This window comes from Streptococcus sp. ST16, assembly GCF_046098135.1.
Classification (GTDB): Bacteria; Bacillota; Bacilli; order Lactobacillales; family Streptococcaceae; genus Streptococcus.
In genome coordinates this window covers 61967-83229 of record NZ_JBJUSE010000009.1, presented here as the reverse complement: position 1 = coordinate 83229, position 21263 = coordinate 61967, and the positions used below count along the sequence as shown (strand labels likewise).

The 21263-nt window shown below is 41.0% G+C and carries 20 protein-coding genes; 17 read left to right on the top strand and 3 right to left on the bottom strand.

From position 1 onward, the window contains the following. Positions 1-95: 95 nt before the first annotated feature. Complete coding sequence (gene mntE / locus ACIY14_RS06840) at positions 96-1283, bottom strand: CDF family manganese efflux transporter MntE (protein ID WP_409002049.1); 1188 nt, start codon at positions 1281-1283, stop codon at positions 96-98. A 307-nt stretch (positions 1284-1590) separates the two neighbouring features. Here mntE and ACIY14_RS06835 point away from each other — a divergent pair, with 307 nt between their 5' ends. The 4 genes from ACIY14_RS06835 to yaaA all read left to right on the top strand — a co-directional run bounded on the left by ACIY14_RS06835 (position 1591) and on the right by yaaA (position 7216). Continuing rightward, on the top strand, positions 1591-4287 hold the full coding sequence (locus ACIY14_RS06835) for a cation-translocating P-type ATPase (RefSeq protein WP_409002048.1): 2697 nt from the start codon (positions 1591-1593) through the stop codon (positions 4285-4287). Positions 4288-4391: 104 nt separating this feature from the next. After that, the gene (locus tag ACIY14_RS06830; protein ID WP_409002047.1) at positions 4392-4802 is read left to right on the top strand and encodes a peptide deformylase; all 411 of its coding nucleotides are present in this window, start codon (positions 4392-4394) and stop codon (positions 4800-4802) included. Positions 4803-4813: 11 nt separating this feature from the next. After that, a complete protein-coding gene (locus ACIY14_RS06825) occupies positions 4814-6409 on the top strand; it encodes a hypothetical protein (protein WP_409002046.1) in 1596 nt (531 codons plus the stop codon). A 78-nt stretch (positions 6410-6487) separates the two neighbouring features. Beyond that, positions 6488-7216 carry a peroxide stress protein YaaA gene (yaaA, locus tag ACIY14_RS06820; protein ID WP_409002045.1) on the top strand — a complete coding sequence of 243 codons (729 nt, stop codon included), beginning with the start codon at positions 6488-6490 and terminating at the stop codon, positions 7214-7216. A 31-nt stretch (positions 7217-7247) separates the two neighbouring features. On the opposite strand, the gene ACIY14_RS06815 is transcribed toward yaaA, so the two are convergent. Both ACIY14_RS06815 and ACIY14_RS06810 read right to left on the bottom strand, forming a co-directional pair. Beyond that, positions 7248-7796, bottom strand: coding sequence for an NADPH-dependent FMN reductase (locus ACIY14_RS06815; RefSeq protein ID WP_409002044.1), 549 nt, complete (start codon positions 7794-7796; stop codon positions 7248-7250). A 91-nt stretch (positions 7797-7887) separates the two neighbouring features. Next, the gene (locus ACIY14_RS06810; RefSeq protein WP_409002043.1) at positions 7888-8334 is read right to left on the bottom strand and encodes a MarR family winged helix-turn-helix transcriptional regulator; all 447 of its coding nucleotides are present in this window, start codon (positions 8332-8334) and stop codon (positions 7888-7890) included. 118 nt (positions 8335-8452) lie between these two features. Between ACIY14_RS06810 and ACIY14_RS06805 the strand changes: the two genes are divergently transcribed. From ACIY14_RS06805 to ACIY14_RS06745, 13 genes are all read left to right on the top strand, one after another. Continuing rightward, entirely contained in the window at positions 8453-8929 is a 477-nt protein-coding gene (locus ACIY14_RS06805; protein WP_409002042.1) for a DUF5590 domain-containing protein, read from the top strand. Between the two features lie 9 nt (positions 8930-8938). After that, a complete protein-coding gene (locus ACIY14_RS06800; protein ID WP_409002041.1) occupies positions 8939-10117 on the top strand; it encodes a pyridoxal phosphate-dependent aminotransferase in 1179 nt (392 codons plus the stop codon). Between the two features lie 152 nt (positions 10118-10269). Beyond that, complete coding sequence (gene asnS, locus ACIY14_RS06795) at positions 10270-11613, top strand: asparagine--tRNA ligase (RefSeq protein WP_409002040.1); 1344 nt, start codon at positions 10270-10272, stop codon at positions 11611-11613. 125 nt (positions 11614-11738) lie between these two features. Next, the gene (locus ACIY14_RS06790) at positions 11739-12944 is read left to right on the top strand and encodes an MFS transporter (RefSeq protein WP_409002039.1); all 1206 of its coding nucleotides are present in this window, start codon (positions 11739-11741) and stop codon (positions 12942-12944) included. 135 nt (positions 12945-13079) lie between these two features. Continuing rightward, positions 13080-13370 (top strand): 30S ribosomal protein S6, encoded by a 291-nt coding sequence (gene rpsF, locus ACIY14_RS06785; protein WP_001151775.1) that lies wholly within the window; start codon positions 13080-13082, stop codon positions 13368-13370. Positions 13371-13381: 11 nt separating this feature from the next. Beyond that, positions 13382-13852 carry a single-stranded DNA-binding protein gene (locus tag ACIY14_RS06780; protein WP_000609613.1) on the top strand — a complete coding sequence of 157 codons (471 nt, stop codon included), beginning with the start codon at positions 13382-13384 and terminating at the stop codon, positions 13850-13852. Between the two features lie 31 nt (positions 13853-13883). Next, positions 13884-14123: a 30S ribosomal protein S18 gene (rpsR, locus tag ACIY14_RS06775; protein WP_000068664.1), complete on the top strand. Its 240-nt coding sequence runs from the start codon at positions 13884-13886 to the stop codon at positions 14121-14123. A gap of 175 nt (positions 14124-14298) precedes the next feature. Then, the gene (locus ACIY14_RS06770; RefSeq protein WP_409002038.1) at positions 14299-14808 is read left to right on the top strand and encodes a GNAT family N-acetyltransferase; all 510 of its coding nucleotides are present in this window, start codon (positions 14299-14301) and stop codon (positions 14806-14808) included. A 430-nt stretch (positions 14809-15238) separates the two neighbouring features. Further along, complete coding sequence (wecB, locus tag ACIY14_RS06765) at positions 15239-16393, top strand: non-hydrolyzing UDP-N-acetylglucosamine 2-epimerase (protein WP_409002037.1); 1155 nt, start codon at positions 15239-15241, stop codon at positions 16391-16393. Then, positions 16393-17172 carry a hypothetical protein gene (locus ACIY14_RS06760; RefSeq protein WP_409002036.1) on the top strand — a complete coding sequence of 260 codons (780 nt, stop codon included), beginning with the start codon at positions 16393-16395 and terminating at the stop codon, positions 17170-17172. The genes wecB and ACIY14_RS06760 overlap by 1 nt, the downstream gene beginning before the upstream one ends. Positions 17173-17314: 142 nt before the next feature. Then, positions 17315-18625 (top strand): glycosyltransferase family 2 protein, encoded by a 1311-nt coding sequence (locus ACIY14_RS06755; protein ID WP_409002035.1) that lies wholly within the window; start codon positions 17315-17317, stop codon positions 18623-18625. A gap of 8 nt (positions 18626-18633) precedes the next feature. Continuing rightward, positions 18634-19737: a glycosyl hydrolase family 8 gene (locus ACIY14_RS06750; RefSeq protein WP_409002034.1), complete on the top strand. Its 1104-nt coding sequence runs from the start codon at positions 18634-18636 to the stop codon at positions 19735-19737. Between the two features lie 124 nt (positions 19738-19861). Further along, the gene (locus ACIY14_RS06745) at positions 19862-21262 is read left to right on the top strand and encodes a bifunctional Cof-type HAD-IIB family hydrolase/peptidylprolyl isomerase (protein WP_409002033.1); all 1401 of its coding nucleotides are present in this window, start codon (positions 19862-19864) and stop codon (positions 21260-21262) included. Position 21263: the final 1 nt, after the last annotated feature.

The window sequence follows — 21263 nt, the reverse complement described above, 5'->3', positions numbered from 1 at the left end:
AAAAGGACTTAGTCCTGTGCAATACAGAACTAAATCCTTCACTTAAATTATTTGTCTAACTTTTTGGGGTCAGTACATATTACGACAGGATTTTTCTATTCTTCTTTTTTGGTTTCTTGATGAAAGATATTTTGCCAAGTCTCATGGCGACGCCAGATACTGGTGTGGATGATTCCGTCCATCTCATAGCATATGAGTTTGGTTTTCTGACTAATGGAGGTAATCTGAATGTCCTTAATTGCAGCTTTAAGTTCTTTTTCAGCCTTATAAGCCTCTTTATCCATCTGCTCTCCATCTTGACGGATATAGATAAAGTCCTCAGCAAGGAGTTCTTCTAGTTGGTTTCCTTGGTCAATCAATTGCTCGCGCATGAGCAATTTTTTATAGACATTGTCTAAAATTTCATCCTCAGGTATAGGAGCAGGTTCGATATGGACATCGGTGTCAAATACTCCAAAACGCTCTTCTAGCATGGATTCGACCTGGTCTGCAATTTCGTGACTTTCATAGACTGATAAATCAGGATTCATCTCCAGCGTGATATCAAGGTAGATATTGCTACCGTAGGTACGCCCTCTTTGGGACTTGACCTTACTAATCTTTGGAATCTCCATGATAGCCTTTTGGTAGTCTTCTAGTAGCCGGTCATCAAAACCATCTGAAAGACTGAAGGAAGATTCGATAAAGATATCATAGGCTGTCTTTAAGATAAAGAAAGTAATGATGATAGCGACTAATTTATCCACAATCGGATAATTAAAACTGCTGGCTAGGATGGCAATGGAAGTCCCAAGTGAGGTAACAGCATCGGAAAGATTGTCCTTGGCGGCAGCCTTGAGAGCCTTGGATTTGGATTTCTTACTGAGGCGTGTGTTATAGAGATAAACGACAAACATAACCGCTGCAGAAATGATTCCTAGAAATGCTCCCAGAGGATCGATAATCGTTTGTTCCCGACTGAGGATTTTCTGAATGGTATCCCGAAGCACATCAAAGCCAACGTAGAACATGATGATGGAAGTGATCAAACTAGCTAAATCCTCAATCTTCCAGTGTCCAAAGCGGTGGTCACGGTCTGCAGGCTGGCGAGCCATCCGAATGCCAATCAGAAGAGCAACATTTCCGATAATATCGGATACGTTGTTGAAACCATCCGCTACCAAACTGGATGAATGAAGTAGATGACCAGTTGCTAATTTTGCCGCAGACAAGAATAAGTAGGTCGAGATACTGACAATGGCACCACGCTCAGCTAACTTGAGATTTGAGATTGATTGTTTCATCAAACTTCCTTTTCAGTATAAGTAATATTCTTTCATTATACTGGTTTTTGCGGGAAAATTCAAATTTAGTCCACCTTCATCGAATTTTAATGATTGAAAACTTTTCAAAATTTGGTATAATAGTACTACTCAAGGGAGTAGCTGGCAGAAACCTGTGATAGTGTCGTCATTCCGAATTGTGTACTGCAAAGTATACCTTCCGGCACTATCTTAAACAGCGAGACTTGTTATGATTAACAAGTCTCTTTTTGTTTGTCATAAAACAAAAAGAGAACTTGTTTTGCACACAATGTCAAGGAGGAGACACATGTCAAAAGAACAAAAACGCCAGGCGTTTTATACTCAAAGTCCTGAAGAGGTCTTGAAGTCAGTTGAAGCAACTGAGCAAGGCCTTTCGTCAAGCGAAGCGCAAAAACGCCTAGCTGAATATGGACGCAATGAACTGGAAGAGGGTGAGAAAAAATCTCTCTTAGTTAAATTCATTGAACAGTTTAAGGATTTGATGATTATCATCCTAATTGCTGCAGCTATCTTATCCGTCATAACGTCTGGTGGGGAAGATATCGCAGATGCCATCATTATCCTAGCCGTTGTTATCATCAACGCAGCCTTTGGTGTTTACCAAGAAGGAAAAGCAGAAGAAGCCATCGAGGCCCTCAAGTCTATGTCCAGTCCAGCAGCTCGCGTTATTCGTGATGGCCACATGGCAGAGATTGATTCCAAAGAATTGGTGCCAGGAGATATCGTTGCCCTTGAAGCTGGTGATGTGGTACCAGCAGACCTACGTTTGCTAGAAGCTAATTCTCTTAAAATCGAAGAAGCAGCCCTAACAGGTGAGTCTGTGCCAGTTGAAAAAGATTTGACCGTAGAACTCGCTGCAGATGCTGGTATTGGTGACCGTGTCAATATGGCCTTCCAAAACTCAAACGTGACCTATGGTCGTGGTCTTGGTGTTGTTGTCAATACGGGTATGTACACGGAAGTAGGTCATATCGCTGGGATGCTCCAAGATGCGGATGAGACGGATACACCACTCAAACAAAACTTGAACAACCTTTCTAAGGTCTTGACCTATGCAATTTTGGTCATTGCCCTTGTTACTTTTGTAGTTGGAGTCTTTATTCAAGGTAAAGATCCACTTGGTGAGTTGATGACCTCTGTTGCGCTTGCCGTTGCAGCCATCCCAGAAGGGCTTCCTGCTATCGTAACCATCGTTCTTGCCCTTGGTACTCAAGTTTTGGCAAAACGTAACTCTATCGTTCGTAAGTTGCCAGCAGTAGAAACACTTGGTTCAACTGAGATCATCGCGTCTGATAAGACTGGTACGCTTACTATGAACAAGATGACAGTCGAAAAAGTCTTCTATGATGCAGTCCTACATGACTCAGCTGATGACATTGAACTAGGTCTTGAAATGCCTCTTCTTCGTTCTGTTGTTTTGGCTAATGATACTAAGATTGATGCAGAAGGAAACTTGATCGGGGATCCAACGGAAACAGCCTTCATCCAGTATGCCTTGGACAAGGGCTATGATGTTAAAGGATTTTTAGAGAAATATCCTCGAGTCGCTGAATTGCCGTTTGACTCAGATCGTAAACTTATGTCAACAGTTCATCCATTGCCAGATGGTAAATTCCTCGTAGCAGTTAAAGGGGCTCCAGATCAACTTTTGAAACGTTGTGTTGCACGTGACAAGGCTGGAGATATTGCTCCGATTGATGAGAAAGTCACTGAATTAATCCATACAAACAACTCTGACATGGCTCACCAAGCTTTGCGTGTCCTTGCAGGTGCTTATAAGATTGTAGACAGCATTCCAGAAAACCTCATTTCTGAAGAGCTTGAAAACAACTTGATCTTTACTGGTTTGATTGGGATGATTGACCCTGAACGTGCTGAAGCAGCAGAAGCCGTTCGTGTGGCTAAAGAAGCGGGAATCCGTCCAATCATGATTACGGGTGACCACCAAGACACAGCAGAAGCCATTGCCAAACGTTTGGGAATCATCGATGAAAATGACTCAGAAGACCATGTCTTGACTGGTGCGGAACTTAACGAACTTTCTGATGAAGAATTTGAAAAAGTCGTTGGTCAATACTCTGTTTATGCGCGTGTATCTCCAGAACACAAGGTTCGTATCGTGAAAGCTTGGCAAAACCAAGGTAAGGTCGTTGCCATGACAGGTGATGGTGTTAATGATGCGCCAGCTCTGAAAACAGCTGATATCGGTATCGGTATGGGAATCACTGGTACAGAGGTTTCTAAGGGTGCTTCTGACATGATTCTTGCAGATGATAACTTTGCGACCATTATCGTCGCAGTTGAAGAAGGGCGTAAGGTCTTCTCAAACATTCAAAAGACCATCCAATACCTTCTGTCTGCCAATACAGCTGAAGTGCTGACAATTTTCTTGGCAACCCTCTTTGGATGGGATGTTTTGCAACCAGTTCACCTGCTTTGGATTAACCTAGTAACAGATACTTTCCCAGCTATCGCTCTTGGTGTTGAACCTGCTGAGCCAGGTGTTATGACTCATAAACCACGTGGACGTAAGTCTAGCTTATTCTCAGGTGGTGTTTTAAGTTCTATCATTTATCAAGGTGTCTTACAAGGAGCATTGGTTCTGTCTGTTTATGGCTATGCCATTGCTAATCCAGTTCATGCGGGAGATCATGTAGCCATTCACGCAGATGCCCTCACAATGGCCTTTGCAACACTCGGTTTGATCCAGCTCTTCCATGCCTACAATGTAAAATCTGTTTACCAATCCATTTTGACTGTTGGTCCATTTAAATCTAAAACTTTCAACTGGTCAATCTTGGTTTCATTTATTTTACTAGCGTCAACTATTGTTATCGATCCATTAGAAAGCATCTTCCACGTAACAAAACTAGACTTATCACAATGGGGAATCGTTATGGGCGGAAGCTTCTCAATGATACTCATTGTCGAAATCGTTAAGTTTGTTCAACGCAAGCTTGGTTTTGATAAGAATGCGATTTAAAAATAAAGTCATCTTCGGATGGCTTTTTTTGCATTTGAGGGAAAGGACTAGAAGTTGCCCCCTTTTGTGCTATAATAAAGTAAAGTTGTAAGGAGCGTAAGAGAATGGAAAAGAAAATTGTCCGAGATGTCTTATTCCTGTCGCAAGTTTCGAAAGCTGCAAGTCAGGAAGACCTTTATCTGGCTAGAGATTTACAGGATACCCTGCTAGCCAATCGCGAGACCTGTGTTGGTCTGGCGGCAAATATGATTGGGGCGCAGAAGCGGGTGATTATCTTTAATCTTGGCTTGGTTCCCATGGTTATGTTTAACCCTATTCTCCTTTCCTCTGAAGATCCTTACGAGACAGAGGAAGGTTGTTTGTCCTTGACTGGGGTACGGCCAACGACTCGCTATGAAACGATTACGGTTTCCTATCGCGATAGTAAGTGGCAGGAACAGACCATTACGTTAACAGGCTTTCCAGCTCAGATCTGCCAACATGAACTGGATCATTTGGAAGGACGAATTATTTAGGAGGAACTCAGATGAAACGTATACTCTTTGAACTTGTTTTTATCGCAACGACTTGGTATATCTTTTTGCCGCCATTTAATCTTACGAGTTGGGAATTCATCTTCTTTCTCTGTGGGCATCTGGTGGTGATGGGGATTTTGTTTAGTTTTCGAAGGGATACCAATTTTCTCAAGACAGTTCACCTACGTCATGGCAAGGTTGCCAACGAACTCAATCTAGAAGGGCTTCATTTTAATAAATTAGGTGGAGGATTATTGCTGGCTGCAGGCCTTATCTTTGCCCTTGCTGGTCTGGTAAGCCTAGTAACTTCTAGCTTTTTCCAAGCAAAAAATTATGCTAATGTGGTGTCCATCACAGAAAAAGACTTTAAAGATTTTCCTAAGAGTGATACCAGTAAGGTTCCAATCCTAGATCGGAGCACTGCAGAAAAGATTGGTGACCGTTACCTGGGCTCTCTGACGGATAAGGTCTCCCAGTACGTAGCAGCAGATACCTATATTCAGCTGACGGTTGATGGAAAACCCTATCGGGTGACACCTTTGGAGTATGCTGATCCGATTAAATGGTTCAATAATCAGTCCAAGGGAATTGGTGAGTATATCAAGGTTGATATGGTGACAGGAAATGCGGAATTGGTGGATTTGAAAACACCGATGAAGTATTCAGACTCCGAGTATTTTAACCGTGACGTTAAACGCCATCTTCGAATCAAGTACCCGACCAAGATTTTTAAAACGCCATCCTTTGAGGTGGATGATGAAGGCAATCCTTTCTATGTAGCAACCGTTTATCAAAAGCAGTTTGGTCTAGGAGTGCCTCGTCCTTCATCCGTTATTATCTTAGATGCCACCAATGGAGAAACCAAGGAATACAGCTTGGATGAGGTGCCAGAATGGGTGGACCGTGTCTATCCAGCAGAAGAAACCATCGAACAAATCAACTACAACGGCAAATATAAAGACGGCTTTTGGAATGCCTTGATTTCTAAGAAAAATGTTACCCAAACGACAGAAGGCTATAACTATCTTTCTATCGGAAATGACATTTATCTCTACACGGGGGTGACTTCAGCAAATGCTGATGAAAGTAATCTAGGATTTATCCTTGAAAACATGCGCACTGGTGAAATAACCAAGTACAATCTAGCTTCTGCAACAGAAGAATCTGCGCGTGCTTCCGCGGAAGGAGCCGTGCAAGAGAAAGCCTACAAGGCGACCTTCCCTATCCTTGTCAATCTAAACGACAAACCGCTCTACATCATGGGCTTGAAGGATAATGCAGGCTTGGTCAAGGAGTATGCATTGGTCGATGCCGTGGAGTACCAAAACGTTATCGTAGCAACTACGGTAGATGAACTCCTCGGCAAATATGCCAATAAAAATGACCTAGAGCTGGATAATGAAACGGTAGAAAACATTAAGGGAATCGTCTCAGACCTTAAATCAGCTGTCATCAAGGGAGATACCGTCTACTTCTTCAAAGTTGATGGTAAGATTTATAAGGTCAAGGCTTCGGTATCAGATGACCTTCCTTACCTCGAAAATGGCCAATCTTTCGAAGGTCAAGTTGGAAAAGATAATTACCTCAAAACATTTAAAGTGAAATAAACAAAGAAACCTCGGCTAATACCGAGGTTTTCAGATGAAATTCTTGGTCACGATTGAAAAATATGCTACACTAACAATATGAAAATTTTAATCCCAACAGCAAAAGAAATGAACACAGACCTTCCTTGTATCGAAGCGCTCCCTTTGAGGGAAGAAAGTCAGGCAGTCCTTGACTCACTGGCGCACTACTCAGCCAGTGAATTAGAGACTTTTTATAAGGTATCTGCTGAGAAAGCAGAAGAAGAGTACGCTCATATTCAAGCCCTAAAAGATCACAGGGCTAAACATTATCCAGCCTTGAAACTCTTTGACGGTCTCATGTATCGCCACATCAAACGAGATGAGTTGACCGAGACTGAACAAACCTATCTTGAAGATCGTGTCCTGATTACCTCGGCTTTGTATGGCGTTGTTCCAGTCCTATCTCCCATGGCTCCTCACCGTTTAGACTTCTTGATGAAGTTAAAAGTGGCTGGAAAAACCCTAAAGAGTCATTGGAAATCAGTCTATGATGAGTCCCTACAGGATGAGGACTTGATATTTTCTCTCTTGTCATCAGAGTTTGAAACCGTATTTTCTAAGGAAATCAGAGAGAAGATGGTGACCTTCAAGTTTATGGAGGGCAAGGGTGGTCAGCTGAAAATCCACTCAACCATTTCCAAGAAAGCGCGTGGAGCCTTTCTGACGGCTCTAATAGAAGGTCAAGTTCAAACAGTTGACCAAGCTCGCAAGCTCCGCTTTGCAGGCTTTGAATATCGACCTGATTTATCAAGTGATTTAGAACTCGTCTTTGTGAAACAAGCATAAAACCAGCTCATTCGAGCTGGTTTTTGCTTGATTAGTTGATGGCTGCAAGAAGGTTATCAGCTTGTTTAGCAAGTGATGAAGCAGTTGTTTCTTCTAACACCAATTTTCCGTCTGCCCAAGCAGAGTCATTGACACGTGCAGCAGTGAAATCACCAACGACTTGTGTACGGATAAATGGTAAGAGGTCTTTGTAAATCGCGAAGAGTTGATCGTGACCTGCATTGGCTACAGATGATACTGTGACAAACTTGTCTTGAAGAGCAGAAGCGCTACGTGTATCAGACAAGTCAAGAGCACGAGAGAGCCAGTCAAGCAAGTTCTTCACTGTTCCAGGGATAGAGAAGTTGTAGACTGGAGAGAAAATCCAGATGGCATCTGCAGCAAGGACAGCTTCACGAGCAGCAGCTACAGCTGGATGAGTTGGAACTTCAAGATCTTGGCTGAAGAGAGGAACAGCTGAGTAATCAAGATAGCTAACTTCCGCTTTTCCAGCAAGTGCTTTTTCAGCTTCGAGGGCCATTTGGTGATTGAAAGAACCTTGGCGTAGTGATCCGACGATAAATAGTACCTTTTTAGACATGATGTGTCTCCTTTAGTTTAAAATTCAAAGAGCGAACTCTTTTGTTACTATCTATGTTACAACAAAAAATACTAATTAGCAATAATTTTGCTCACAAATCTTTAAATTTTTTTAAAATCCGAATCAAGTCTTCCTTTTCGCCATCTTCCAAGATACTGAGTGCTTCTACGATAGAATCAATATGGTCAGGAAGAACCTCTTCAATTTTTCTGCGGCCTGCAGGTGTTAGTTTCAGGAAAAAGGATCGTCGATCTTTGGGATCACAGGTTCTAGAAATCCACCCATCTCGAACCATATTTCGAATCACAACAGTCATGTTCCCAGAAGTGGTCAACATTTTTTCAATCAAATCCTGAATGCGCAGTTCTCCCTTACTATAGAGGGTTTCCAAAACTGAAAATTGAGTGGGTGTTAATCCGTGTTCTTTAGCAGCCTTGGCTTCATAGGGTTTAAAAGTTCGTATGGCTTTGTTGAGGACGATAGCTGTTTTTAAGTCCAATTGATTATCGGAAATTTGCTCTTTTAAATATTGTTTCATAAGGATATTTTATCAATAATGAGAGAGAAAAACAAGAACTTATATTTTATAGGATAAGATTCTTAGAATGTTTCTGTCATCACTTGTAATAAAGGAGGAGAGATGGTAAAATAGACGAGTGAAACTAAGACAGAAAAAAGCAAAAAACAAGCTATTTATACAGTATGGAATCGGCATTGCTTTGGTATTACTAGTCATGACGACTTCCTTCCTTTATCTGATATCACTCAGCATGAAACCCTATCAAGATGCTAGGGTTGAGGGAGAAAAGCTGGCCAAGCAGTATGCAGAATTGGAAAAGGCAGATCAGGTTGATTTCTATAATGGACTAGAAGGTTATTATAGCGTTTTAGGACATAATAAAAAGCAAGAGGCCATTGCCGTACTGATTGAAAAGAATGACCACAAGATTTACGTTTATCAGCTAGATAAGGGGATTTCTCAAGACAAGGCAGCGACGATTTCGAGGGAAGAAGGAGCTAGCGATATTGACAAAGTCACCTTTGGTCGCTATCAGGACAAGCCGATTTGGGAAGTTAAGTCAGGAAACCAGTACTATCTGGTCGACTTTGAAACAGGAGCAGTGATCCGATAAGGAGGACATATGAAACTATCCAAACGTGTACTAGAAATGGAAGAAAGCGTCACTCTAGCCAGTGATGCAAGAGCCAAAGCATTAAAAGCTCAGGGAAAGGATGTTCTTTTCTTAACCTTGGGACAGCCTGATTTTCATACTCCTGAAAACATTCAGGATGCAGCGGTAGAAGCGATTCGTGATGGACGTGCTTCCTTCTATACAGTTGCTTCAGGCTTACCAGAGTTAAAAGCGGCGGTTAATACCTATTTTGAACGCTACTATGGCTATTCCGTAGCGGCAAACGAGGTTACCTTTGCCACTGGTGCCAAGTTCTCTCTCTACACCTTCTTTATGGCTGTGGTCAATCCAGGTGATGAGGTCATTATCCCTACACCATACTGGGTCAGCTATGGAGATCAAGTCAAAATGGCAGAAGGAGTGCCAGTCTTTGTCCACGCCAAGGAAGACAATCACTTTAAAGTAACAGTAGAGCAGCTAGAAGCAGCCCGAACAGATAAGACCAAGGTCTTAGTTCTCAATTCACCATCGAATCCGACCGGTATGATTTACTCTCGTGAGGAACTCATGGCTATCGGAAATTGGGCTGTTGCGCATGATGTCCTTATCCTAGCAGATGATATTTATGGTCGTTTGGTTTATAACGGGAATGAATTTGTTCCAATCTCTAGTCTGTCAGAAGCCATTCGCAAGCAAACCATCGTGATTAACGGTGTATCTAAGGCCTATGCCATGACTGGTTGGCGGGTAGGTTATGCTGTGGGAAATCCTGAGATTATCGCTGCTATGAGCAAGCTAACAGGACAAACAACCTCTAACCTGACTGCCGTATCACAATATGCTACCATTGAAGCCCTGACTGGACCACAAGACTCCGTCGAAACCATGCGCCAGGCTTTTGAGGAACGGTTGAATACCATTTATCCTCTCTTGTGCCAAGTTCCAGGATTTGAAGTTGTCAAGCCTCAAGGAGCCTTCTACCTCTTCCCAAATGTTAAGAAAGCGATGGAGATGAAGGGTTATACAGATGTGACAGACTTTACAACGGCTATTCTCGAAGAAGTCGGCCTTGCCTTGATTACAGGAGCTGGATTTGGAGCACCAGAAAATGTTCGTCTCAGCTATGCGACGGATATGAATACATTAAAAGAAGCTATTCGTCGCTTGCATCAATTTATGGAAAAATAAAACTCAAAATCTTCGCCAAAAAGGCGAAGATTTTTTGTAACGAAAATCTCGCGAATTTTCTCTGGTCGAACCTAGCTATCGCAGTCTATTTATGGTAAAATAGTGGGTAATGACGTCTTCGGACAAGTTAAACGAAAAAAGGAAGATAGATTATGACAAAACGTGTAACAATTATCGATGTAAAAGACTACGTTGGTCAAGAAGTGACCATTGGAGCCTGGGTTGCCAACAAATCAGGAAAAGGGAAAATTGCCTTCTTGCAATTGCGTGATGGAACAGCCTTCTTCCAAGGTGTAGCCTTCAAACCAAACTTTATTGAAAAATTCGGCGAAGAAGTTGGTCTTGAAAAATTTGAAACGATCAAACACTTGAGCCAAGAGACTTCTGTTTATGTGACAGGAATTGTCAAAGAAGATGAGCGTTCTAAGTTTGGCTATGAGCTCGATATCACAGACATCGAAGTGATCGGTGAATCTCAAGACTACCCAATCACACCAAAAGAACACGGAACAGACTTCTTGATGGACAACCGTCACTTGTGGCTCCGTTCTCGTAAGCAAGTAGCGGTGATGCAAATCCGTAACGCTATCATCTATGCAACATATGAGTTTTTTGACAAGAACGGCTTCATGAAGTTTGATAGCCCAATCCTTTCAGGAAATGCGGCTGAAGATTCAACAGAACTCTTTGAAACAGACTACTTTGGGACACCAGCCTACTTGAGCCAATCAGGTCAGCTTTATCTTGAAGCGGGTGCGATGGCTCTTGGCCGTGTCTTTGACTTTGGTCCAGTATTCCGTGCGGAGAAATCTAAGACTCGCCGTCACTTGACTGAGTTCTGGATGATGGATGCTGAGTACTCTTACTTGACACATGATGAGTCACTTGACTTGCAAGAAGCTTATGTAAAAGCTCTTCTTCAAGGTGTTTTGGATCGTGCTCCTCAAGCCTTGGAAACTTTGGAACGTGATACTGAACTTTTGAAACGCTACATTGCAGAGCCATTTAAACGCATCACTTACGATCAAGCCATTGACCTCTTGCAAGATCATGAAAACGATGCTGATGCTGACTACGAACACTTGGAGCATGGAGATGACTTTGGTTCACCACATGAAACATGGATTTCAAACCACTTTGGTGTGCCAACTTTCGTTATCAACTACCCAGCAGCTATCAAGGCCTTCTACATGAAACCAGTTCCTGGAAATCCAGAGCGCGTGCTTTGTGCAGACTTGCTTGCACCAGAAGGCTATGGAGAAATCATCGGTGGTTCTATGCGTGAGGAAGACTACGATGCCCTTGTCGCTAAGATGGAAGAACTTGGTATGGATCGTACAGAGTACGAATTCTACCTTGACCTTCGTAAATACGGTACAGTACCACACGGTGGATTTGGTATCGGTATCGAGCGTATGGTAACTTTCGCAGCAGGTACAAAACACATCCGTGAAGCGATTCCATTCCCACGTATGTTGCACCGTATCAAACCATAAAATAAATCAAAACGCCCTAGGGGCGTTTTTTCAAAGTAGAAGAAAGAAGAGGTGGAGAACATGTAAAGCACAGCTTAACAAGTGACAAACACAAAGATACAAATACACTTGTTAAAGGAGAAACTATGTTTAAACGAAATTATCGGAAGAATATCTGTCTCATGGCTGGTGTGGAATTTTTTGCCTTTCTGGGCATTACCAGCTTTTGGATTCTATTTCTCAGTCAAAACGGGATGTCGCTTTGGCAGATTGGCTTATTGGAAAGTATTTTTCATGCCACCAGTGTCATCTGTGAAATTCCCTCTGGAATGTTAGCTGACCGCTATTCCTATAAAACCAATCTATATTTAAGTCGAATAGCTGGAATCGCGTCGTCTATTCTCATGTTACTAGGACAAGGTAATTTTTGGATTTACGCACTCGCTATGGTGGTGAGTGCCTTGTCTTATAATTTTGATTCGGGGACGAGTGCAGCTATGGTTTATGATTCGGCCGTGGAGGCTGGATTAAAAGAGCGCTACTTGTCTATCTCCAGTTTTATGTCAGGAGTAGCAGAAGGAACTCGGTCTTTGGGGACTGTTTTAGCGGGATTTTTTGTCCATGGTCAATTGCACTTGACCTACTATATCATGATTGTTACTTCGATAATCGTTCTTTTCCTAACTTGGATGCTAAAAGAGCCTAGTGTTAAAGCACAAAAATCTGAGCGTCTGACAATGAAAAAAATAATCTGGACTGTCAAAGAGGAGTTGCGGAGAAACCCCAGTCTTTTTAGTTGGATGATTCTTTCCCAAATCATCGGGACACTGATGTGCATGTTTTATTTTTACTATCAAAATCAACTGCCTGACTTAGAAGGGTGGCAGATTTCGATAGTCATGTTGATCGGCAGTGTTTTGAATATCTGGGCAGTTTATCTAGCAAGTAAGATTGGAAAGAGGTATTCAGCCTTAAAACTCTTTCCAATTCTTGTACTCTTGACGGGAGGAACTTATTTGCTTTCCTATTTTGGTACGCCACTGATTTACATTTTGATTTATTGGCTCAGTAACGCCTTATATGCCCTCTTTCAGCCGATTTTTGATAATGATTTACAAAAGCGACTCCCAAGCGAGGTACGGGCAACCATGCTAAGTGTCTACTCTATGATGTTCAGCCTAAGTATGATCATCATTTTTCCTCTGACGGGATGGTTGATTGACTATCTAGGATTTGTAGTAGCCTTCCTTTACTTAGGGCTCATTTTAGTACTAGCCAGCTTTTTGCTATTTTTCATTTTGAAAGAGATGGCCAGAGCTTTGAAACTGAAAGAGGAAGTTATTTCTAAGTAATAAAGTTATTTTTTCACTTTTATCTTTTTTACTTGCTATCTATCAGTTTTTCTAGTATAATGGTTTATTGTGAGTGAACCTCACTTACCCCTTGCAAAGACTGGGGGTCATTAGACCAAAAGGAGGAACATATCAATGGCTAAATACGAAATTCTTTATATCATTCGTCCAAACATTGAAGAAGAAGCGAAAAACGCTTTGGTAGCACGTTTTGACTCTATCTTGACTGACAACGGTGCAACTGTTGTTGAATCAAAAGATTGGGAAAAACGTCGTCTTGCATACGAAATCCAAGATTTCCGTGAAGGACTTTACCACATCGTTAACGTTGAAGCAAACGATGATGTAGCTCTTAAAGAGTTTGACCGTCTTTCAAAAATCAACGCTGACATTCTTCGTCACATGATCGTCAAACTTGACGCGTAAGAAGGTAGATTATGATTAACAATGTTGTACTTGTAGGGCGTATGACGCGTGACGCTGAGTTGCGTTATACCTCATCAAATGTAGCAGTTGCGACTTTTACTCTTGCAGTAAACCGTACATTTAAGAGTCAAAATGGCGAACGTGAGGCTGATTTTATCAATGTCGTTATGTGGCGTCAACAGGCTGAAAATCTTGCTAACTGGGCTAAAAAAGGCTCTCTTATCGGGATCACAGGCCGTATCCAGACTCGTAGTTACGATAACCAGCAAGGACAACGTGTTTACGTAACAGAAGTCGTGGCGGATAATTTCCAAATGTTGGAAAGCCGCGGAGTGCGTGAAGGACATTCAGGTGGAGCTTATTCTGCACCAACTGCTGGTCAATCGGCACCTGCAAACCCAGTACCAGACTTTTCACGTTCTGAAAATCCATTTGGAGCAACAAATCCATTGGACATTTCAGATGATGATTTACCATTCTAATGGACAATTAATACTATAAAGGAGAAAAAACATGGCTCAACAACGTCGTGGCGGATTCAAACGCCGTAAAAAAGTTGATTACATCGCAGCAAACAAAATTGAATATGTTGATTACAAAGATACTGAGCTTCTTAGCCGTTTCGTTTCAGAACGTGGGAAAATCCTTCCTCGTCGTGTAACAGGAACTTCAGCTAAAAACCAACGTAAAGTAACAACAGCTATCAAACGCGCTCGCGTAATGGCTTTGATGCCTTTCGTAAACGAAGATTAAAGAAAAGACCCGGGTGGGTCTTTTTTTCAGGTCCAGTGGACCTCTTTTTCAGACTTTTACAGGATTTTGTTAGAAAGGGATCCCTTTTTACTTAGTAAGATTCTCTTGTCTTACTAGGTCTTTTCTTTTAATTATCGTGCTATAATGGTAGGAGAAAGCTTTAAAGGAGCAACTTATGAAGACGACATGTTCAATTAGAAAAATGCAAGAATCTGACATTAAGGATCTATCTCTAGGATTTATCAGCCAAGGTTGGCCAAGTAGAGAGGAGATTTTGACTCGATATTTTAAGGAGCAGGAAAGTGGAGAGAGGGAAGTGTTAATTGCTGACCTTACTAGTGCTGTAGCGGGCTACATTACTATTTTACCAACTGCCAAGCAGGGGCCTTTTGCAGAAATCGATCCAGAACTCTCAGATTTCAATGTCTTTGAGCCCTTTCAAAATCAAGGTATTGGAAATCTCTTGATGGAAGAAGCGGAAAAACGAGTTAAGCTCATATCGGATAAGGTGACTCTTGGTGTTGGGCTCCATTCAGGGTATGGACCTGCCCAGAGATTGTACATCAAACGAGGTTATATTCCAGATGGTTCGGGCGTCTGGTATCAAAATCACAGACCGGCTATGGACGCTATTTGTGAAGATATCGGTGACCTTGTTTTATATCTGTCAAAAGATTTGATTTAAGATAGATCTTATAAGGTTTAACTTTAAAATAGCAAGAAGTCGTAAATCCCTTTTTCATTAGAGAGGGATTTTTTCGTATTAGAAAAAGAGATACATTCTATGAAACGCTAAAATATAATTATCTGAATCATTAAGAAAAAATAAATATTTAGATAATGGTAAGTTTTAGAATGTTTTAAAAATACTTCGCTCAAAAAATTTTTAAGAAAACTTTAAGGTATAAGGTTTACAAGTTGTAAATTACAGCGTTACAGAAATATTACATTTTATTAAAATTAAATTAAATGCAATAATATACTTTGAAAGAGTTTGACATATAAATTAATTGACGGTAAAATAATTAAGAAAATCAAATTAATTGAAATTGGAACTATTCGATATACAAATTAATATGATTTGTCAAATTTTATTATAGTAGAAGGATACAATAATGAAAAAACTGAAAGTGATGGTTGTTTTTGGAACACGACCAGAAGCTATTAAAATGGCCCCTTTAGTGTTAGAATTACAAAAACATAGTGACAGCATTGAGACGATCACAGTTGTGACAGCTCAACATCGTCAAATGCTAGATCAAGTTCTTGAAACGTTTAGCATCAAGCCGCATTATGATTTGGATATTATGGGGCAAAATCAATCCCTCTTAGATATTACTGGAAAATTTTTAGAAAAGTTTGATCCAATTGTTAAGCAAGAACGTCCAGATATGATTCTTGTTCATGGAGATACAACGACAACTTTTGCAGCAAGTTTAGTTGCTTTCTATAATCAGGTACGTATCGGGCACGTTGAAGCTGGCCTAAGAACCTTTGATAAGTATTCTCCTTTCCCAGAGGAAATGAATCGCCAGATGACAGATAACCTTGCGGATCTTTATTTTGCTCCAACTAGTGAGAGTAAAGAAAATCTCCTCAAGGAAAATCATCCTGAGTCTGCTATTGTCATTACGGGAAATACAGCCATTGATGCCTTGAAACTAACCGTTCAATCGGATTACTATCATGAAGTTCTAGATCAATTGGATCCAGATAAGAAACTTGTATTGGTAACCATGCACCGTCGTGAGAATCAAGGTCAACCAATGAGAAATGTCTTTACAGCTTTACGTGAGATGGTCGATCTTCATCAGGAAATTGAAGTTGTCTATCCAGTTCACCTTAGCCCTGCCGTGCAAGAAGCAGCAAAAGATATCTTAGCAGGTCACAATCGTATTCACTTGATTGAACCTTTAGATGTACTTGATTTTCATAATTTGGCTTCAAGAAGCTATTTTATCATGACTGACTCTGGAGGTGTTCAGGAAGAGGCACCTTCTCTCGGCAAACCTGTCCTCGTCCTTCGTGACACGACAGAACGTCCAGAAGGAGTAAGAGCAGGTACTTTGAAGCTAGTTGGTACGGATCCAGTATGTGTGAAAGAAGCGATGACAGCTCTCTTAACAGATGAAACACTTTATAGAAGAATGTCTCAGGCACCAAATCCTTATGGAGATGGAAGAGCATCTGAACGAATTGTTCGTGCTATACAACATTATTTTGGCATGGCTGAATCTGTATCTGAATTTAAAGAGGGGGATGAGGCGTAATGAAAAAATGGAATAAATTTAGGAATTGGCTCCTCGCTTTTCTGGGGTGCGAGTCGCTTCTTTTAGGGTTTTCTTTTTTCTTTGCTCGAGAGATTATTTTAGAACAAATTTTGTTTTTAGCTTTGGCCTTGTTTGCAGTATTGGTATTATCTGACCTTTTGCTTACTTGGACTCTTATCTTAACATTTGGGCTTGGACTTATCGTTTTGGTTGTGGGTGTGGTTTATATCCCAATCATGCAACTGGTCTTCTTATTGATCAGTTTTCCACTTTTGATTGGGATTTTACTTAAAGTTCGTTACTATTTCTTCAAGGTGACCTCAAAGGTCCAAGAACAGGAAGACGAAGCTCGAGCAGATTATCAGGCTATGGTCACTGAACAAAGTGATGTGACGGTTCAATCTCTATTGATTCATTGGGCACATGAAGATTTGTTCTTCCAGATTAAACCTAAAGAATATAACCAGATGCTCAGTCGCATTCAAGAGGTCATTGCTCATGGATTGAGTTACAATGATAAGCTCTATTACGTTTCAGATGGAAATTTTCTCGTTCTATCTAGTAGTAATAAGCGTTCTTTAAAGGAACTCTATCTGAGTGATTTGCAGGAGAAACTAAGCAGTTTAGTTTTTCATGGAGAAGATGGCAATCAAGAAATTCAGTTTCAAACAGGCTATTTGGTGATTAACTCTGATAATAAAGATAAATACCAAGACTACTCGGATATTGCTAGTCATCTCAAACGTCAATTAGAGACAGATGTAATTGTAGAATATTAGGAGGGAAACATGACTCTAACCAATATATTTTTTGGCATTGCTTTGGGACTCAGTCTCGCCTTTGGCATTTGTTTTATCATATTATTTATTGCGTACAATATTCTTTACCATCGAGTGAACAAAAATTTTAAGGCGGTGAATCATGATTAGTCAAATGTTAATGATTTTTACCTTGCTTACTATTTGGATTTCTCTAGCATGGGGCTTGGTAATTCTCTTTTCAGCAGTACACTTTTGGTTTAAACACAGTGATTTTCGTGTAGACACTTCGCCGCTACCTTATTATCCTAAAGTAACGATTGTTGTTCCTGCTCATAATGAGGATGTGGTTATTGCCCAAACAGCAAAAGCTATCTTGGATATGAATTACCCTCACGACCGTGTGGAGTTGCTTCTATTTGCGGATAACTGTTCGGACAACACCTATGCAGAATGTTTGTCTGTACAAGCCATGCCTGAATATGCAGGAAGAAATCTGACTATTATCGATCGTACTGGTACGGGAGGAAAAGCAGGTGTTCTAAACGATGCTTTGGAGATGGCAACAGGCGAATACATCTGTGTTTATGATGCAGATGCCATGCCTGAAAAGAACGCCCTTTATTTCCTTGTGAAAGAAGTGATGAAGGATCCAGAACGTCACGCGGCATCTTTCGGCCGCAACAAGACTCGAAACGCCAACCAAAATTTCTTGACTCGTTGTATCAATCAGGAAATCGTTGTTACTCAGCGCGTGCACCACGTTGGGATGTGGCATCTCTTTAAAATTGGGCGTATCCCAGGGACCAACTTTATCATTCAAACCGACTTTGTAAAGAGTATCGGTGGTTGGAAAAATGGTGCCTTAACCGAGGATACCGATATTTCCTTCAAAATCATGCAGAGTGGTAAATTGATTGCCCTTGCCTATAATTCAGAGGCTTTCCAACAAGAACCTGAGACCTTAAAGAGTTACTATATGCAGCGTAAACGTTGGGCAAAAGGAAATTATGAAGTTGTTCTCTCAAACTTTAAGCATTTATTTGGCAGAGCAAACTGGCGTGTCAAACTAGAAGTCTTTAACTATTCCTGTGTCTTCTTTTGGTTTAACTTTGCCATTGTCCTCTCGGATTTGATTTTCCTAGCGAATGTGCTAGCAATTTGCCTGAACCTATTCATACCAGATGTTAGAGTTCCATTTGCTTTTGATGCGGATAATATCTACATTGCCCAGCTCATGCTCTTCAACTGGATTCTTATGATTGGTCTGTATCTAATGCAAATTATGATAGCATTGGCAAGTCAATTTGGACAAGCTACGACAAAACAAATCTGGTTAGCCTTGGCAGCCTATTTCTCTTATGCACAGATGTTTATCGTTGTATCCGTTGATTCTATTTCTTCAATTGTGCTGGATAAGGTACTCCACCGAAAAGAAACCAAGTGGGTTAAAACCAAGCGATTTGCAGGATAGGAGGTTCTATGAAAACGAATAAATTACAATATGTCTGGTTTGTACTCATCCTTTCTATCTTTTGTCTAATCTTGTTTTGGGCAAGAGGAAGGAGTGGAGTTGAGATGCGTAATCGAATTTACAGCCAATGGAGTCAACAGTTCCTTGTTACAAAAGGCGATCAATCTTATGTTCGTACGACGAATGATTCTGAGGAAACAACAGTTCTATCAGAAGCTCAAAGTTACGGCATGCTGATAACAGTTCTAGCAGCTCAAAAAGGGCAAGCAACTCAAGCAGATTTTGATAGCCTTTATCGCTATTACCAGAATCATCGTATCGAAGGGACGCAGTTGATGTCTTGGAAACAAGTAATTAAAAATGGTAGCGAAACGGTTGAGAAACAAAACGCAACTGATGGAGATCTCTACATCGCTTATTCCTTGATTGAAGCTGCCAAGCAGTGGCCTGATAAAGCGCAGGAATACCAAGCGCAAGCTAAAAAAATCTTGGATGATATCCTTCAATACAATTACAATGAAGAGACAGGTGTGCTAACAGTAGGAAACTGGGCAAACAAGGACTCCGATTATTATTACTTGATGCGGACGTCTGATACCCTTCCTCACTATTTCCAATCTTTCTATGACCTGACTGGAAACAAACAGTGGTTAGACGTTAAGGATAAGATGCTTGGGCAACTGGAGCAAATTAGTTCTTATTCTGATACGGGTCTCTTGCCAGACTTTATCTGGGCTGAGAAGTCAGGCGCGCGTCTTGTTGATGCTAACACAATCGAATCTCAATACGATGGAGCGTACTCTTATAACGCTTGTCGTTTGCCTTATCACTTGTCTCAAAGTCAAGATGAAAGAAGTCAAAAACTTGTTCAAAAGATGATGAATTTCTTTATGAAAGAGCGACGCGTTTATGCTGGCTATGATTTGAATGGAACGGCCCTCAATCAATACCAGGCAGGTAGTTTCTTGGCACCGATTTCCTATGCAGCTGATAAGGGAGAAGGTTACCTGAAACTCTTTCAACAAAATAAATACATTTTCACACAAGATTTATCTTTGGATAACTACTATGATGCAACGATGATTACTATGATTGCTCTGGAGTTGTTCTAGGATGAGAAGAGAGGGCTAGTTTTACTGGCTCTCTTTTTGATAGAATTTTCATCTTTTTTCAAAAAAGGAATTTCATCAGCTTTATGGTATAATGGAAAGAGTAATGGAAAAAAGAGGTAGAGAGATGGATGCGAAATTAAAATACAAGGCAAAGAAGATTAAAATCATCTTTTTTGATATTGATGATACCCTGCGTACGTCAAAGACAGGTTTTATTCCAGCTACAATTCCCACTGTCTTTAAGCAGTTGCGTGAAAAAGGAATTTTAACAGGTATTGCTTCTGGACGTGGTATTTTTGGAGTTGTTCCAGAGATTCGTGAGCTCAAGCCGGACTTTTTTGTAACCCTAAATGGGGCCTATATTGAAGATAAAAAAAGTCAGGTCATTTATCAGCATCAGATTGACAAGTCAGATGTTGAGGAGTATATCTCTTGGACTAAGCGAGAGGGAATTGAATATGGCTTGGTTGGCAGTCATGACGCCAAGCTCTCTACTCGAACAGAACTGGTCAGTGAGGCTATTGATCCGATTTATCCGAACTTGGATGTGGATCCTGACTTCTATGAAAAAGCAGATATATACCAGATGTGGACCTTTGAAGATAGAGGGGATGGCTTGCACTTACCAGAGTCTTTATCAGATAAACTTCGCATGGTGCGTTGGCATGAACATTCATCTGATATCGTGCCGATTTCAGGATCGAAAGCAACTGGTGTAGCTAAGGTGGTGGGGCATTTAGGCTTGAAACCAGAGAATGTCATGGTCTTTGGTGACGGTCTCAACGACTTGGAACTCTTTGATTATGCTGGAATCAGCGTTGCTATGGGTGTTTCCCATGATAAAATCAAAGAAAAAGCAGATTATATAACAAAAACAGTAGAAGAAGATGGCATTTTTGATGCCTTAGAAGGATTTGGTATGGTAGAAAAAGAATTGCATTTCCCACAAGTAGACATTGAAACAGTAGAAGGTCCGTTGGCGACTATTAAGACAAATCACGGAGACTTGCGGATCAAGCTTTTCCCTGAGCAGGCTCCCAAAACAGTAGCCAACTTTGTTGCTCTGTCAAAAGACGGTTACTATGATGGTGTGATTTTCCACCGCATTATCAAGGATTTTATGATTCAAGGTGGAGACCCAACTGGTACTGGTATGGGTGGAGAGTCAATTTATGGACAAGCTTTTGAAGATGAATTTTCTGAAGAACTTTACAATATCCGTGGCGCTCTTTCTATGGCCAATGCTGGTCCAAATACCAATGGTAGCCAGTTCTTTATCGTGCAAAACCAACACTTGCCATACTCTAAGAAAGAGATTACGCGTGGTGGTTGGCCTGAACCAATCGCTGAGATTTATGCAGAACAAGGTGGAACACCTCACCTAGACCGTCGTCATACTGTTTTTGGGCAATTGGTAGATGCAGAATCTTTTGCGGTCTTGGATGCCATTGCAGCTGTTGAGACTGGTGCAATGGATAAGCCAGTTGAAGATGTGGTAATTGAAACGATTGAAATTGAGGACTAGA

What these genes read in the sequence shown, in the direction of transcription:
- mntE (WP_409002049.1), bottom strand. Translation starts at nt 1,283, where the DNA reads ATGAAACAATCAATCTCAAATCTCAAGTTAGCTGAGCGTGGTGCCATT.
- ACIY14_RS06835 (WP_409002048.1), top strand. Translation starts at nt 1,591, where the DNA reads ATGTCAAAAGAACAAAAACGCCAGGCGTTTTATACTCAAAGTCCTGAA.
- ACIY14_RS06830 (WP_409002047.1), top strand. Translation starts at nt 4,392, where the DNA reads ATGGAAAAGAAAATTGTCCGAGATGTCTTATTCCTGTCGCAAGTTTCG.
- ACIY14_RS06825 (WP_409002046.1), top strand. Translation starts at nt 4,814, where the DNA reads ATGAAACGTATACTCTTTGAACTTGTTTTTATCGCAACGACTTGGTAT.
- yaaA (WP_409002045.1), top strand. Translation starts at nt 6,488, where the DNA reads ATGAAAATTTTAATCCCAACAGCAAAAGAAATGAACACAGACCTTCCT.
- ACIY14_RS06815 (WP_409002044.1), bottom strand. Translation starts at nt 7,796, where the DNA reads ATGTCTAAAAAGGTACTATTTATCGTCGGATCACTACGCCAAGGTTCT.
- ACIY14_RS06810 (WP_409002043.1), bottom strand. Translation starts at nt 8,334, where the DNA reads ATGAAACAATATTTAAAAGAGCAAATTTCCGATAATCAATTGGACTTA.
- ACIY14_RS06800 (WP_409002041.1), top strand. Translation starts at nt 8,939, where the DNA reads ATGAAACTATCCAAACGTGTACTAGAAATGGAAGAAAGCGTCACTCTA.
- asnS (WP_409002040.1), top strand. Translation starts at nt 10,270, where the DNA reads ATGACAAAACGTGTAACAATTATCGATGTAAAAGACTACGTTGGTCAA.
- ACIY14_RS06790 (WP_409002039.1), top strand. Translation starts at nt 11,739, where the DNA reads ATGTTTAAACGAAATTATCGGAAGAATATCTGTCTCATGGCTGGTGTG.
- rpsF (WP_001151775.1), top strand. Translation starts at nt 13,080, where the DNA reads ATGGCTAAATACGAAATTCTTTATATCATTCGTCCAAACATTGAAGAA.
- ACIY14_RS06780 (WP_000609613.1), top strand. Translation starts at nt 13,382, where the DNA reads ATGATTAACAATGTTGTACTTGTAGGGCGTATGACGCGTGACGCTGAG.
- rpsR (WP_000068664.1), top strand. Translation starts at nt 13,884, where the DNA reads ATGGCTCAACAACGTCGTGGCGGATTCAAACGCCGTAAAAAAGTTGAT.
- ACIY14_RS06770 (WP_409002038.1), top strand. Translation starts at nt 14,299, where the DNA reads ATGAAGACGACATGTTCAATTAGAAAAATGCAAGAATCTGACATTAAG.
- wecB (WP_409002037.1), top strand. Translation starts at nt 15,239, where the DNA reads ATGAAAAAACTGAAAGTGATGGTTGTTTTTGGAACACGACCAGAAGCT.
- ACIY14_RS06760 (WP_409002036.1), top strand. Translation starts at nt 16,393, where the DNA reads ATGAAAAAATGGAATAAATTTAGGAATTGGCTCCTCGCTTTTCTGGGG.
- ACIY14_RS06755 (WP_409002035.1), top strand. Translation starts at nt 17,315, where the DNA reads ATGATTAGTCAAATGTTAATGATTTTTACCTTGCTTACTATTTGGATT.
- ACIY14_RS06750 (WP_409002034.1), top strand. Translation starts at nt 18,634, where the DNA reads ATGAAAACGAATAAATTACAATATGTCTGGTTTGTACTCATCCTTTCT.
- ACIY14_RS06745 (WP_409002033.1), top strand. Translation starts at nt 19,862, where the DNA reads ATGGATGCGAAATTAAAATACAAGGCAAAGAAGATTAAAATCATCTTT.